Consider the following 13,034-nt stretch of genomic DNA (forward strand, 5'->3'; position numbering starts at 1 on the left):
ATGCGCATCTGTTCGATCATCACCAGCTTTACGTCCGGCGGGGCAGAGATGCTGGTCTGCAATCTGGCGGAGGCCTTTGCGGGGGCCGGGCATCAGCCAGCGGTCCTTTCGCTGAGCGACGCCGCGCAGGTCGGCAATGCGCCGGATACCGAGGCGGCGATGATGGCGCGGGTGCGGGCTGGCGGCGCCACCGCCCTTTCGCTGGGACTCGCCAATCGCAACAATCTGCCCGGTGGGGCGCTGGCGCTGCGCCGCGCCTTGCGGACGATCCGGCCCGATGTGATCCACGCCCATAGCGCCCGCGCGCTCCTCCCCCTCGCCCTGGCCATGCCCGGCGTGCCGGTGGTGCTGACCCATCATAACAGCCGCCTCTCCTTTCCTCCGTCGGCCTTCGCCCTCTTCAACTACATCGTCGACGGCTATGTCGCGATCAGCGACCAGTGCGAGGCGCTGCTGCGCGGCCATGCCCGCAAGCCGATCCGCATGATCCTGAACGCCGCCGGCGCCCGCTTCCGGACCGGGCAGCCACGCGCAGCCGCCGGTCGCGATCCGATGATCCTCGCCGTAGGCACGGTGTCGGCGCAGAAGGATTATCCCACCCTGCTCCGCGCCGCCCGGCCGCTGGTGGATGCGCTGGCGGCGCGGGGCCGTTCCGCCCGCATCCGCATCGCCGGGGCGGGGCCGGAGTTCGGCCGGCTTGCGGTGCAGGCGGCTGGAGAACCGGTGGAACTGCTCGGCGCCCGAAGCGACGTCGACGCGCTGATGCGGCAGGCGGACCTGTTCGTGAACTGCTCGCTGTGGGAAGGCTTTCCCATCGCGATGATAGAGGCCGCGATGAGCGGCCTGCCCATCGTCGCGACCGCGGTGGCGGGCAACCGGGAAATGGTCTCGCCCGGCGTCAACGGCCAGCTCGTCCCGCCCTCCGATCCCGCCGCGCTGGCGCAGGCCATGGCGGATGTGCTGGGCGACGACGCCCGCTACGCCGCGCTGTCGCAGGGCGCTCTGCGGGTCGCCCGGCGCTTCTCCATCGAAAACTGCGCGGCAGCGCATCTCGACCTGTACCGGGAACTGATCGAAGCCCGCCGTCTCCGCTTCGCCCCGCCCCCTTTGGCCCGGCCGGTGTCGCCATGCGAATAGCCGCGCTGACCGACATCCATGCGGCCAGCGACCCGCTGCAACTGGCCCTTACCGCCGCGCGACGGGAGGGGTTCGACCGGATGCTGATCCTGGGCGACCTGCTGACCTATGGTGTGCAGCCGCTGGAGACGCTGGAACTGGTGCAGGGCGCGGCGGCGCGGGACGGCGCGATCCTGATCAGCGGCAATCACGACATGCTGTACAGGGGATCGCCCGCCGCAGAGAGCTATCGCGCTGCCCTGCCCGACTGGCTGCGCGAAAGCGTCGACTGGACCGCCGCCCATATCCCGCCGGGCGGCATGGCGGCCTTCGACTGGAGGGAAAGCTGGTCGCTGGGGCCGCTGTTCGCCGCCCATGCCAATCCCTTCGACTATGGGGACTGGCGCTATATCCGCTCGACGCAGGAGGCGGAGGAAGCCGCCGCCGCGCTCGCGGCGCGAGGGTTCCTCTACGGCCTGTTCGGCCATGTTCACCGGCATCGCCGCTATGATTGCGCCGCCGCCACCATCTTCACCCTCGCCTCGCTCGGCCAGCCGCGCGACGATGGGGACCGGACGCCCAAATGGGCGATGATCGAAGTCAGGGGAGATTTTGTGACCGTCGAAAGCCGCGACATCGATTTCGATCCGGAGGACCAGGTGCACGCCATCCGCGCCACCACCCTGTCCCCCGCCACGCAGGAGCGGCTCTGCCGGTTCTTCGCATGAAGGTCCTCGTCACCGGAGCCGGCGCGGTGCTGGGACAGGGCATCATCAAGTCGCTGCGGCAATCGGCGCTGGGCTGCCATGTGATCGCGGCCGATCCCAATCCGCTTTCCGCTGGCCTCTACTGGGCCGACGCCGCCTATCGCCTGCCCTTTGCCGACGACCCGGCCTTTGGCGACCGCATCCACCAGTTGCTGGAGCGGGAGCGGCCGGACGTGGTGCTGGTCGGCACCGATGTGGAACTGTCCTGGTTCGCGGCGGAGCGGCTCCGGCTGGAGGCGCTGTTCGGCACGCATGTGCTGGTCAGCGATCCCCGCGTCGTCGCCATAGCGGACGACAAGCTGGAAACGGCGCGCTTCTTCGAAAGCGTCGGCCTGCCCCACCCCGCGTCCGCCGCGGCGGAGGATGGGGAAGCGGTGGAGGCGCTGATCGACAAGGCCGGCTTTCCGCTGGTGGTTAAGCCCCGGATCGGTGCGCGCTCGGTCGGCGTGTCGGTTGTGCATGACCGCACCGCACTGGCGTCGGCGCTGGAGGGACGCGGCGGACTCGTCGTGCAGCAATGCGTGGGCAGCGCCGATTGCGAATATACCGCCAGCACGCTCGTCTTCGACGACGAGGTGCAGGCATCCATCGTGATGCGCCGCGACCTGCGCGACGGAAACACCTATCGCGCCTATATTGCCGATTATCCGGAACTGAACGCGCAGGTGCGGACGCTGGGGCGGGCGCTGCAACCCCATGGCCCCGCCAATTTCCAGTTCCGCACCGACGCCGACGGCACGCCCCGCGTGTTCGAGATCAACGCCCGATTTTCCGGCACCACGCCGCTGCGCGCCATGGCGGGCTTCAACGAGGTGGAGATGTGCGTGCGGAAACTGCTCCACGCCACCCCCATCGTGCAGCCGCCGGTGCGGCCGGGGGTGATCCTGCGCTATTGGGACGAGATGTTCGTGCCGCAGGAGCGCATCGACAGGGTGCGATGAGCGACCGTGCCCCCCTGCTGGCGCTAACCGGCGGATCGGGCTTTGTCGGCCGTGCTTTCCTGCCCGCCGCGCGCCGCGCCGGCTGGCGCGTCCGTCATCTCGGCCGCCGACCGCCGCCGGAAGCCGATCCGGCGGATGAATGGGCGTTTCTCGACCTGATGGCGGTCGAGGGGGTGGATTTCTCCGGCTGCACGGCGCTGGTCCATCTTGCCGCACATATCCCGTCCGATCATGGCGACCCGGCGGAAGCGGAGCGTTGCTGGCGGATCAACGCGCTCGGCACGCTGAAACTGGCCGACGGGGCGATCCGGGCAGGTGTGCGGCGGATCATGCAGGCGAGCAGCGCCAATGCCTATGCGCCGGCTGCCCAGCCTCCGGACGAACATGCGCCCCTCTTTCCCGGCAGCAGGGGCTATTATCTCGGTTCGAAGGTCGGGCAGGAAATCTATGCGGCGGAACGCTGCCGGGGGGAGGATGTGCTGCTCCAGACGCTGCGGCTGGCATCGGTCTATGGGCCGGGCCAGCGAAGCGGCGCGCTGGCCGCGATGGCCGGGGCAGCCGTCAGCGGTGGGCCGATCCGCGTGCATGGCGGCGGCGGGTTCGGAGCCGACCTTGTCCATGTCGACGATGTGGTGCGGGCCATGTTGCTGCTGCTCGGCAATGAGGAGGCAGGGCCTTTCAATGTCGGCAGCGGGGTCCGCACGACCATGGCGGAACTGGCGCAACTGCTGTCCGGACAAACCGGTGCGCCGGTGGTTCATGAGGCTGGAGGAAGAGAGCAGGATTGGGGGTTTCCCGCCCTTGACATCGATCGGTTGCGGGCACTGGGCTACCGGCCGATGCGCTTGGCCGATGGTCTGCTCATGAAGGTGTAGGGTTGGAGAATGCCGCCCGCGACGGCCAGTTGCTCACCCAAGAGGACCGTTCGGGCTCAGCCAAGCCCGGCCGGAACCGGTCGTTTCCAGAGCGCGCTGCGCTAAATCGTATGCAGGCCGGGCGCCCTAAGCTTTTGTTGTCGCATCGTTTTCAGCGCAAAACCGGTTCCCACTTTTGCGCACGATGCTCTAGCTTCCGTTCGGACCGCCGCCGGTGTTGCTGCCGCCGCCCGCACCGCCCATGCCGCCGGCGCCCACCGCGCCGATATTGCCGAAAATCTCGTCGAACAGGCTGCGATGGCGGCCCAATGTCGGCGTCTTGTCGCCGGACGGCGAGATTTTCGCGACCTGCTCCAGTCCCATGCGATCCACCGCCACGACATTGCCCGCCGCGTCGAAACGCACATGCAGCACGGTCTGCGACACCGGCTTGGGATTGGAAAAGGCGAGCGAGCGCATGTCGCGCGACACATAATACCAGTCCTGGTCGCCGAACTGCGCGACGAAGCTCGGCCGGCCCAGCGTCCCCTCCACCGATGCGCGGTTGTCGATGCCGGGCTGGACCGAATCCACCAGCAGCTTGTCGACCTGATAGCCCTGATGGGTGCGGATGCGCGAACAGCCCGACGCGCCCAGCAGCAGCGCGCAAAGGCCTGCGCCAAGCAAAATCCGCCCGCTGCGGGATTGGCGGCTGAACTGGCGCATGAACTTCTCCTGCGGGGGCTTGCCCCGGACCTTGCCGAAAAACAAAGCCGCCATTGCATCGGGCGGCCGGGCGATCAATATGGAAATGCGCGAGCCTCGGCAAGGGGCCGCCGATCGGTCCAGCCAGGAAACAGTCAAACTCATGCCCAGCATCTTCCAGCGTCTGTTCGCGCCGAGCGATCCCAGGGACGCGATGCGCACCCTGTACAACGCCATCGTCGCGGAGGGACGCCAGCCCCATTGGTATGTCGAGGGGCAGGTTCCCGACACGATGGACGGCCGCTTCGACATGATCGTCGCCATCCTCGCCCAGGCGCTGATGCGGCTGGAGGCGCTGGGCGCCGCGCAGGAGAGCGTCTGGCTGACCGAACTGTTCGTGGACGACATGGACGGCCAGTTGCGGCAGGAGGGGATTGGCGACGTCGTCGTCGGCAAGCATATCGGCCGCATGGTGAGCGCGCTGGGCGGGCGTCTGGCGGCCTATCGCGCGGCGCTGTCGGGCGAGGCCGACCTGAGCGAAGCGATTGCGCGCAACCTCTATCGCGGCGATGCGCCGGCGGCAGACGCGCTGGCGCATGTCGAATCGCATCTGCGCGCGCGCTGGGTGAGGCTGGGCTGCCTCAGCCGCGACGCGCTGATGGCGGGAGACCTTGGATGAGCGCTGCCCCCGAATTTTCCCGGCCCGTCCGAATCGACCAGCTGGCCCGTCATGCCCAGCCGGTGACCATCACCGCCGACGCCGCGGAGCGGGAGGCACTGGCGAAGCGCTTCAACCTGCTCGCGCTCGATAGGCTGGAGGCGGATTACGCGCTGAACGAGGACAATGGCGCGATCTATGCCAGCGGGCGGGTGCGCGCGGACCTAGCCCAGCCCTGTGTCGCGACAGGGGTCGCGGTGCCCGAAAAGCTGGACACCGATTTCCTGCTCCGCTTCGTCAGGGAGGGGGAAGAGACGCCCGAAGGCGACGAACTGGAGCTGGACGCCGAGGATTGCGACACCATCGGTTTCGACGGCCTCACCATCGACATGGGCGAGGCGGTGGCCGAAACGGTGGCGCTCGCGATGACGCCCTATCCGCGCTCTCCGGAAGCCGACGGAGTCCTGCGTGAAGCGGGCGTGCTGAGCGAGGAGCAGGCCAGCCCCTTCGCCGCGCTGCTGTCGCTCAAGGACAGGAAATGAGGCTGGCGCGAGCAGCGCTGGCGGCCGCCCTGCTGTCCGGCGCCATGCCGGCTTTTGCAGCGGAAACCGCCACGCTGATCGGGGAACGGCGAGCCCGCGCCGAATGGGCCAAGGCGGAGAACCGCCAGTCCTGCGCGCCGCTTGCGCTCGCCGCGCCCGGCGATCCGGAGGGTACGCCGCGCGCGGCCAGCTTCGGCGGCGGCTGGGGCGTTGCCTTCGACCTTCCCGGGCTGCGCAGCGCCTATGGCTTTGCCGGAACCGGCCTGCTGCCGGACGACCGGGCCGATGCGCGGATACAGCGGCGCAGGCTGACCGAACAATGGCCCTATATGCGCGAACTGGCGCGCCTGCCCGCCCCATCCTTTGCCGGCTATGGGCAGGAAGGCGCGCAGCGCTATCCCGCCGCCAATCCGGGCGGCAAAGGCCTGCATTCCCTTGCCTATCTGCGCGTCGGCGGCCAGCGCTGCACCTATAATGTGTGGAGCCGGATCAGCCGCGCGCATCTGGAATGGCTGCTCGACAATCTGCGCCTGTTGCGGCGCTGAAGCGCGCCCTCCCCTTTTCCTTCCGTTCCGCCCTGTGGCATAAGCGCGAGCCATGGAGACCCCGCCGCGCAAGATCATCCATATCGACATGGATGCCTTTTACGCGTCGGTCGAGCAGCGCGACGATCCCTCGTTGCGGGGCAGGGCGCTGGCCGTTGGCGGCGGCGGTCCGCGCGGGGTGGTCGCCACGGCCAGCTATGAAGCGCGGAAATATGGCGTCCGCTCCGCCATGCCGGGCGCGCGGGCGCGGCGGCTCTGCCCCGACCTGCTGTTCGTCCGTCCCCGTTTCGAGGTCTATCGCAGCGTGTCGGCCCAGGTGCGGGAGATATTCTCGCGCTTCACCGACATCATCCAGCCGCTGTCGCTGGACGAAGCCTATCTCGACGTCACGTCGAACAAGCCGGGCATCGCCTCCGCCACGCGCATAGCGGAGGAAATCCGCCGCCTGATCCGGGAGGAAACCGGGCTCACCGCGTCGGCGGGGGTGTCGTACAACAAGCTGATCGCCAAGCTGGCGTCGGACCAGAACAAGCCTGACGGCATCTGCGTCGTACGACCGGAAGACGGCGCGGCCTTCATCGCGAAGATGCCGGTGCGGCGCATCCATGGCGTGGGGCCGGTCACGGCGAAGCGGATGCAGGCCTTGGGCATTGAGACGGGCGCCGATCTGCGTGCCCGCGACCTTGCCTTTCTCCAGCATCATTTCGGCAGCGCGGCGCTATTCTACTATCGCGCATCGCGGGGCGAGGACGACCGCCCGGTGCATGAGCGGCAGGAACGCAAATCCGTAAGCGTCGAGGATACCTTCTTCGACGATCTGGTGACGGAGGAAGCGCTGATCACGGAACTGGACCGGATCGCGGAAAATCTCTGGGGCCGCATCGAAAAGAGCGGCGCCTATGGCCGGACGGTGGTGCTCAAGGTCAAGTTCGCGGACTTCAGGATCATCACCCGGTCGAAAAGCTTCGGCGGACCGGTGCGCTCCCCCGACCTGTTGGCGCAGACGGGCCGGGCGCTGCTGCGGGCCCAGTTGCCGCTGCGCATGGGGGCCAGGCTGCTCGGGCTGGGCGTGCACAATCTGGATCATGAGGAGCCGGAAGAGGCCGGCGAGCAGCTCAACCTCTCCCTTTAAAAGGCGGCAGGAGCGCATCCCCCAAATTCTCCTTATCGAAAGATGGAGAATGGGACCGCCGCCCAAGGCGGTGATGGAGGAGAAAGGGGAGAAGGTCGCGGCTGGCTTCGTAAAACCAGCACTTGTCCCCAGGGCCGTCAGAAGGGCAGCCAGTTCCGCTTCTCGGTGAACTTCATATAACCGGCATTGACCCCCAGGCGATAGCCGACGCCCAACCGGATCGGGATCAGCACCACGCTGCCCCAACGCAGGTAGCTGGCGGTGAAGCCGCCCACCAGATAGGCGGTGCCCTCCGCCGCCGGGAAGCGATGGTAAAGGTCCTGCGTGTCATAGAGATTATAGACGAGCACGAAGGTGTTCGCCGCGTTGCCGCCCACGTCGAAGCCAATGGACGGGCCGGTCCAATATACCTCCCGCTTGCCCTCTACCTTGTGATTGAGGGTGCCGGACCCATAGCGCAGGCCGACGACGAACGCGCCCGACGCTTCGCGCCCGGCAATATAGGCATTGGGGCGGCCCTGGTCCTTCAGGATCTTCTCGATGATCCCGGCCAGACCTTCCGCCCCCTTGCCGAACACCCCTTCGGCCGCGCCGATCAGATCGTCTTCCTGGTAGGAATCGCTGGGGGAAATCGCCGCCGGCGGAGAATTGGCCGTCACCGGCGCGCCAGTTGCGGTCGCGCCCGAACTGACTGGCGGCGGATTATAGGGTGCGCCGCTGTCGGCGGGCGCGCTGTTCCCCGGCTGCGCATTGGGGTCCACACCGGGATCGGTCGGCGTGCTGCCGCCCTGCTGCGGCACGGGGGCCAGATCGGAATCAATGGCGCTATTGGGGTCGACGGTGCGCACCTGCGCCTGTGCGACCGGCGCCAGCATGATGCCGCCCAGCGCGGCCGCCAAAGCGCCCGCCCGTGCAGCGCGGCCCGAAAACCGCCGCAAAATCCCGATCATGCCCGCTACTCCCCAAAGAACCCGCTCTTCAACCATATTTCAGATTATCGGGGAACAAGCTGAAACGACAATGAACGAACGGCGACCCGAGTCGATTCCGCGCCAGTCCGAATCCGCTTTTCGGAATTCGGGTGATTTTTCTCCGCTGCGGACCGTTGCCATGCATGAAACCCGCCGCTATAGGCCGACATCTAGCCACTGCTCACCTCATCCGGTGGGCAAATTCGTGCGGAGACGTGGGTGAGTGGCTGAAACCAGCGGTTTGCTAAACCGTCGTAGCCTTAAGGGGCTACCGAGGGTTCGAATCCCTCCGTCTCCGCCACCTTTTCCTCACATTGATGGTATCAAGACAAGGTGCGTCACCGGGCAGCCTGGTCATTCCCGGCGACATTCGTCCCAGCGGAGTGCAAATCGGTGTTTCCAAAAGATAAAATCCTGATTGCATGATTTAGCCTTTGAACTCAGTCCAGATTTCGGTTTAGCCGAACGTCTATTGATGAAGAACTGAACTCAGCACTTTATTGCCTATATCTACTTCAGCAATGCTCTCCCGCGCGGCATCCATTGATTTCGGTTCGTCGCAGGATGCGCTCCAATTGCCTCTTCAACTAGCTGACTGATCCAGCCTGTTCATGTACCAGAAAGGTCATTCTCAACAGGCAGAAGCTGCGCGGCGTCATGCCGCACATCTTAGGAAGGACAATGGAGGGGGTTCTGACAGCCGAATACGCCATCACGCAGACGGCAGTCGGACGAAAAGCTGCGGCATTGCAGGCCCGACTATCAAAGCTTGGAGGAGTAGCGTGATGAGTGTGATTTCCAGAAGCCCCAAATGTCTCTTGTTGCTTGCCCTGCTGTCCGGGGCATCGGCCAGCCTGGCTGCGCAGACGCAGGACCCACCGTCGGCCGATGTCTCTGCGACCGCTTATCTGCCCGCCGAAAAGTCGGAAGGCCCGGAGATAAAGGGCATCATTTCCGCGCGCAGCGGCGACAAGATGCAGGTCACGGCGGCGGACGGCACCAAATCCGTCATCGCCATCGACGATGCCACCCGGATTACCGCCAGCAAGGGCTTTTTCGGCCTTAACCGCAGCACGCTTGCCGCAACCTCGCTGCTGAACGGCCTGCCGGTCACCGTCAAGACGTTGCAGTCAGGCGGCGGGCTCGTGGCCAGCCATATCAATCTCCAGAACAAGGATCTGAAGACCGCGTCCATGATCCACAATGGCACGGCCCAGCGCTTCGACGAACAGACTGCCGCGACCGAGGCGCTGCGCGGCCGCATGGGTGAGATCGACCAATATAATGTGAAAAGCACGACCAACGTGAATTTCGACACCGGCAAGGCGGTCCTCTCGTCTCAGGCGAAGAACGATCTCTGCGCCACGGCGGCGACTGCCGAGGGAATGAGCAACGCCCTGCTGCTCGTGGTCGGTTACACCGATTCCACGGGAGACGAGGATTTCAACCAGGAGCTTAGCGAGAAGCGGGCCGGCCGCGTCGTCAATTATCTTCAGCAGGCGTGCGGGTGGAAGCCCTATCGCATGCTGACGCCCACCGGCATGTCCGAAGCGGACCCTGTGGCGAGCAACGACACCATCGAAGGCAAGGCGCAGAACCGCCGGGTCGCGGTGAATATCCTGGTCAGCAAGGGCCTTGACGGACTGTGAGATGCGCGGGGTGGGTTCCGCCCACCCCGGATTTTCGAATGTGGCCATGTCTCTCGCGAAGCGCGAAGATCTAGATCCGGACGATCAGCGTTCCGGCGTTGCGCCCGTTGAAAATGTCGACAAAGGCGTCGGGTATGCGCTCGAACCCGTCCCGCATATCATAGCGATTGCGCAGCCGCCCTTCAGCTTCCCACTGTCGTATCGATGCGATCGCGGACGCATAATCGTCGGCATAGTCCCCGACGACAAAGCCCTGCATCCGGATCCGTCCATAGACCAGCTTCATCATATCCCGGGGGCCGGCGGCGGGGCCATTCGAATCATAGGCGGCCAACTGTCCGCAAAGCACGATGCGGCCATGGGGCGCCATCCGGTCGACGGCCGCCTGCAATATGTCCCCGCCCACATTGTCGAAAAAGATGTTGATGCCGTCGGGACTAGCCTCCTTCAAAGCCGCAGGAAGGTCGGCCGAGCGATAGTCGATCGCGACTTCCGCACCGCCTTCTTCCTTCAGCCAACGACATTTGTCGGGACCGCCCGCCACCGCAATGACCCGGCAGCCAGCGATGCGGGCCATCTGGCACACCATCGCACCGACCGATCCCGCCGCACCGGATATGAGCACGGTCATGCCGGGTTTCGGCTCCCCCACCGCGAAGAGGCCGAAATAGGCGGTCAGGCTGTTGGGCGAGTACAGCGTCATGGCGTCGACCGGATCGATGCCGGTCTCTATGGTGGTGACGGGCACGGCCGCCTTATCCGGCTGCAGAACAGCATAGTCCTGCCAGGGCGCCACAGCCGTAGCCCATTGCCCGGGTTCAAACCGTGCATGACGAGACGCCAATATTTCGACCGCCGCCATGCCCCGGACAGGGTCGCCGATGCCGATCGCGCCGCGATAGCTGCGTTCAGGCGGGTTCAGCCAGTTGCGGATCGTCGGCGCGCAGGAGATGATCCGGGTGCGGACGAGAATGTCGCCCTCCTGCAGCGCGGGCGCATCGAACGGCTCCTCCCGATAGGCGAAGTCGCTGGTGCGCACCGCGCCTTCGGGCCTGTGCGCAAGCACCCAGGAGCGGTTGAGGGTCACGACCCGTCGCCGAACCGCCGCCCCGTCTCTGCCAGCCGCACGAGCAGCGGCGCGGGGCGGAAGGTTTCGCCATGCACCGCCTCCAGCCGGCGCATGTCCGCCACGATCCCGTCCAACCCGACCTGATCGGCCCAGAATAGCGGTCCGCCGCGATAGACTGGCCAGTTATAGCCCAGCACGGCGGCTATATCGATGTCGGAGGCGCGCAGCGCGATGCCTTCCTCCAGGATCTTCGCCCCTTCGTTGACGACCGGATAGAGCAGCCGCGCAAGCAGCGCCTCGTCGCCCGATGTGGGCGCATGGGCGACGCCTCGCGCCGCGGCCACCTCGCTTATCAGGCTGCCAGCCACGTCCGACGGACGCGAGCGCCGCTTCTCATCATAGTCATAATAACCCGCGCCGCGCTTCTGGCCCAGCCGTCCGGCGGCGACAAGATCGCCCATCACGGTACGTTCCGTCGCGTTCCGGCCGATGACGTCCAGGCCCACCAGATCCATCATCTGGAAATGGCCCATGGCAAAGCCGTAGTCGACAAGCACGCGGTCGATCTCCGCGATCGGCGTGCCTTCCAGCATCATCGCTTCGGCCTGCGCGCCACGCGGAGCCAGCAGCCTGTTGGCGATGAAGCCGTCGCACACGCCGCTCAGCACCGCCACCTTGCCGATCCGCTTGGCCAGCCGCATCGCCGTGGCGACCACCGGTTTCGCCGTCTCCGCCCCTCGCACCACCTCCAGCAGGCGCATGACATTGGCCGGCGAGAAGAAGTGGAGGCCGATGACCCATTCGGGCCGGCTGGTCGCCGCCGCGATGCGATCAAGGTCGAGGAAAGAGGTATTGGACGCCAGGATCGCCCCCCGTCTGGCGATCCGGTCAAGCCGGGCGAAAATGTCCGTCTTGACGTCCATGCTCTCATAGACGGCTTCGATGATGAGATCGGCGTCGGCGAGCGCGGCGAGGTCGAGGCTGGGCGAAATCAGGCCCATGCGCTGCTCCACCTGCGCCGCCGTCATCCTTCCCTTGGCGGCCGTAGCCTCATAGTTGCGGCGGATGGTGGCGATGCCGCGATCCAACGCCTCCTGGCTCGTCTCCACCAGCGTAACGGGGATACCGGCATTCAGGAAGTTCATCGTGATGCCGCCGCCCATCGTGCCCGCGCCGATGACGCCCACCGATCGGATGTCGATCGGGGATATGTCGGGGCCGATGTCGGGAACGCGGGCCGCCTCCCGCTCCGCGAAGAAGACATGGCGCTGGGCGGCGGACTCCGAGCTGGCGACCAGCCGCTCGAACAGGGCGGTTTCCTTTGCCAGCCCCTCATCGAATGGAAGGGTCACTGCTGCCTCGACAGCCTCGATGATGGCGGCGGGCGCGACGAACCCCTTGAACCGGCGTGCGTTTGCGGCGGCAAAGGCGGTGAACAGCTCCGGGCGATCCCGGTCGCGCTGGAGCGCGTCGGCCCGGTCGCATATTCGCGGCTTCGCACCGCCATCGGCCACGATGCGGCGCGCGAAGGCCAGCGCCTCGTCCTGCAAGGCCGCATCATCGACCACGGCGTCGACCAGCCCGAGCGAAAGGGCTTCGGCAGCCTTGATCTGCCGCCCGGACGTGATGATTTCGAGCGCCGCCTCCGCACCGACGATCCGGGGCACGCGCTGGGTGCCGCCCGCGCCGGGAAGCAGGCCCAGATGCACCTCCGGCAGGCCGACCTTCGCGCTCCGCGCCGCCACCCGATAGTGGCAGGAGAGCGCCAGTTCGAACCCGCCCCCAAGCGCCGTGCCATGAATGGCGGCGATGACGGGCTTGGGCGCGTCGTCCAGCATGGCGCAAAGGTCGGGCAAGGACGGCGACTGCCAGGGCTGGCCGAATTCGGTGATGTCCGCGCCGGCGATGAACGTCCGTCCGGCGCAGAGCAACAGGATGGCGCCAACCGCCCCATCGCTGAACGCCTGCTCCAGTTTGGCCTGCAATCCCTGACGGAGGGACGCCGAGAGCGCGTTAACCGGCGGATTGTCGAGCGTGATCAGGGCGACGCCGTCGGTGACGACGCTGGTTGCGGTCTGCTTCATG

At 66.4% G+C, this 13,034-nt stretch carries 13 protein-coding genes and 1 tRNA gene; 10 read left to right on the top strand and 4 right to left on the bottom strand.

What is annotated here, in order from left to right:
• From A0J57_RS07750 to A0J57_RS07765, 4 genes are read left to right on the top strand one after another with little or no spacing between them, the layout of a single operon-like run.
• Window positions 1-1,137 carry a glycosyltransferase family 4 protein gene (locus tag A0J57_RS07750; RefSeq protein WP_061934932.1) on the top strand — a complete coding sequence of 379 codons (1,137 nt, stop codon included), beginning with the start codon at window positions 1-3 and terminating at the stop codon, window positions 1,135-1,137.
• Window positions 1,128-1,844 (top strand): metallophosphoesterase, encoded by a 717-nt coding sequence (locus A0J57_RS07755; protein ID WP_025550772.1) that lies wholly within the window; start codon window positions 1,128-1,130, stop codon window positions 1,842-1,844. Before A0J57_RS07750 ends, A0J57_RS07755 begins: the two co-directional genes overlap by 10 nt.
• Complete coding sequence (locus tag A0J57_RS07760; RefSeq protein ID WP_061934934.1) at window positions 1,841-2,824, top strand: ATP-grasp domain-containing protein; 984 nt, start codon at window positions 1,841-1,843, stop codon at window positions 2,822-2,824. The genes A0J57_RS07755 and A0J57_RS07760 overlap by 4 nt, the downstream gene beginning before the upstream one ends.
• Window positions 2,821-3,699, top strand: coding sequence for an NAD(P)-dependent oxidoreductase (locus tag A0J57_RS07765; RefSeq protein WP_061934937.1), 879 nt, complete (start codon window positions 2,821-2,823; stop codon window positions 3,697-3,699). The genes A0J57_RS07760 and A0J57_RS07765 overlap by 4 nt, the downstream gene beginning before the upstream one ends.
• Window positions 3,700-3,888: 189 nt before the next feature.
• On the opposite strand, the gene A0J57_RS07770 is transcribed toward A0J57_RS07765, so the two are convergent.
• On the bottom strand, window positions 3,889-4,458 hold the full coding sequence (locus A0J57_RS07770; protein ID WP_037481813.1) for an outer membrane protein assembly factor BamE: 570 nt from the start codon (window positions 4,456-4,458) through the stop codon (window positions 3,889-3,891).
• An 88-nt stretch (window positions 4,459-4,546) separates the two neighbouring features.
• Between A0J57_RS07770 and A0J57_RS07775 the strand changes: the two genes are divergently transcribed.
• Genes A0J57_RS07775 through dinB form a run of 4 tightly spaced genes read left to right on the top strand, consistent with a single transcriptional unit; the run spans window position 4,547 to window position 7,260 of the window.
• Complete coding sequence (locus tag A0J57_RS07775; protein WP_061935032.1) at window positions 4,547-5,062, top strand: ubiquinol-cytochrome C chaperone family protein; 516 nt, start codon at window positions 4,547-4,549, stop codon at window positions 5,060-5,062.
• A complete protein-coding gene (locus A0J57_RS07780) occupies window positions 5,059-5,583 on the top strand; it encodes a DUF177 domain-containing protein (RefSeq protein ID WP_061934938.1) in 525 nt (174 codons plus the stop codon). The genes A0J57_RS07775 and A0J57_RS07780 overlap by 4 nt, the downstream gene beginning before the upstream one ends.
• Entirely contained in the window at window positions 5,580-6,128 is a 549-nt protein-coding gene (locus A0J57_RS07785) for a hypothetical protein (protein WP_061934940.1), read from the top strand. The genes A0J57_RS07780 and A0J57_RS07785 overlap by 4 nt, the downstream gene beginning before the upstream one ends.
• A gap of 52 nt (window positions 6,129-6,180) precedes the next feature.
• Window positions 6,181-7,260 (top strand): DNA polymerase IV, encoded by a 1,080-nt coding sequence (dinB, locus tag A0J57_RS07790; protein ID WP_061934942.1) that lies wholly within the window; start codon window positions 6,181-6,183, stop codon window positions 7,258-7,260.
• 137 nt (window positions 7,261-7,397) lie between these two features.
• Here the strand turns inward: dinB and A0J57_RS07795 are convergent, their stop codons facing one another.
• Window positions 7,398-8,210, bottom strand: coding sequence for a DUF1134 domain-containing protein (locus A0J57_RS07795; RefSeq protein WP_061934944.1), 813 nt, complete (start codon window positions 8,208-8,210; stop codon window positions 7,398-7,400).
• Window positions 8,211-8,440: 230 nt separating this feature from the next.
• Between A0J57_RS07795 and A0J57_RS07800 the strand changes: the two genes are divergently transcribed.
• Together A0J57_RS07800 and A0J57_RS07805 are read left to right on the top strand one after the other, a co-directional pair.
• Window positions 8,441-8,532: transfer RNA gene (locus A0J57_RS07800), tRNA-Ser, on the top strand.
• Between the two features lie 484 nt (window positions 8,533-9,016).
• Complete coding sequence (locus tag A0J57_RS07805; protein ID WP_061934946.1) at window positions 9,017-9,880, top strand: OmpA family protein; 864 nt, start codon at window positions 9,017-9,019, stop codon at window positions 9,878-9,880.
• Between the two features lie 70 nt (window positions 9,881-9,950).
• Here A0J57_RS07805 and A0J57_RS07810 read toward each other — a convergent pair whose 3' ends face one another.
• Entirely contained in the window at window positions 9,951-10,967 is a 1,017-nt protein-coding gene (locus tag A0J57_RS07810; RefSeq protein ID WP_061934948.1) for an NADP-dependent oxidoreductase, read from the bottom strand.
• On the bottom strand, window positions 10,964-13,033 hold the full coding sequence (locus A0J57_RS07815) for a 3-hydroxyacyl-CoA dehydrogenase NAD-binding domain-containing protein (protein ID WP_061934950.1): 2,070 nt from the start codon (window positions 13,031-13,033) through the stop codon (window positions 10,964-10,966). The genes A0J57_RS07810 and A0J57_RS07815 overlap by 4 nt, the downstream gene beginning before the upstream one ends.
• Between the last annotated feature and the right edge of the window lies 1 nt (window position 13,034).

The organism is Sphingobium sp. 22B (assembly GCF_001580035.1).
Classification (GTDB): Bacteria; Pseudomonadota; Alphaproteobacteria; order Sphingomonadales; family Sphingomonadaceae; genus Sphingobium; species Sphingobium fuliginis.

Coding starts and splice junctions, on each gene's coding strand:
- A0J57_RS07750 (WP_061934932.1), top strand. CDS start 1: ATGCGCATCTGTTCGATCATCACCAGCTTTACGTCCGGCGGGGCAGAG.
- A0J57_RS07770 (WP_037481813.1), bottom strand. CDS start 4,458: ATGGCGGCTTTGTTTTTCGGCAAGGTCCGGGGCAAGCCCCCGCAGGAG.
- dinB (WP_061934942.1), top strand. CDS start 6,181: ATGGAGACCCCGCCGCGCAAGATCATCCATATCGACATGGATGCCTTT.
- A0J57_RS07785 (WP_061934940.1), top strand. CDS start 5,580: ATGAGGCTGGCGCGAGCAGCGCTGGCGGCCGCCCTGCTGTCCGGCGCC.
- A0J57_RS07780 (WP_061934938.1), top strand. CDS start 5,059: ATGAGCGCTGCCCCCGAATTTTCCCGGCCCGTCCGAATCGACCAGCTG.
- A0J57_RS07775 (WP_061935032.1), top strand. CDS start 4,547: ATGCCCAGCATCTTCCAGCGTCTGTTCGCGCCGAGCGATCCCAGGGAC.
- A0J57_RS07765 (WP_061934937.1), top strand. CDS start 2,821: ATGAGCGACCGTGCCCCCCTGCTGGCGCTAACCGGCGGATCGGGCTTT.
- A0J57_RS07795 (WP_061934944.1), bottom strand. CDS start 8,210: ATGATCGGGATTTTGCGGCGGTTTTCGGGCCGCGCTGCACGGGCGGGC.
- A0J57_RS07760 (WP_061934934.1), top strand. CDS start 1,841: ATGAAGGTCCTCGTCACCGGAGCCGGCGCGGTGCTGGGACAGGGCATC.
- A0J57_RS07755 (WP_025550772.1), top strand. CDS start 1,128: ATGCGAATAGCCGCGCTGACCGACATCCATGCGGCCAGCGACCCGCTG.
- A0J57_RS07805 (WP_061934946.1), top strand. CDS start 9,017: ATGAGTGTGATTTCCAGAAGCCCCAAATGTCTCTTGTTGCTTGCCCTG.
- A0J57_RS07815 (WP_061934950.1), bottom strand. CDS start 13,033: ATGAAGCAGACCGCAACCAGCGTCGTCACCGACGGCGTCGCCCTGATC.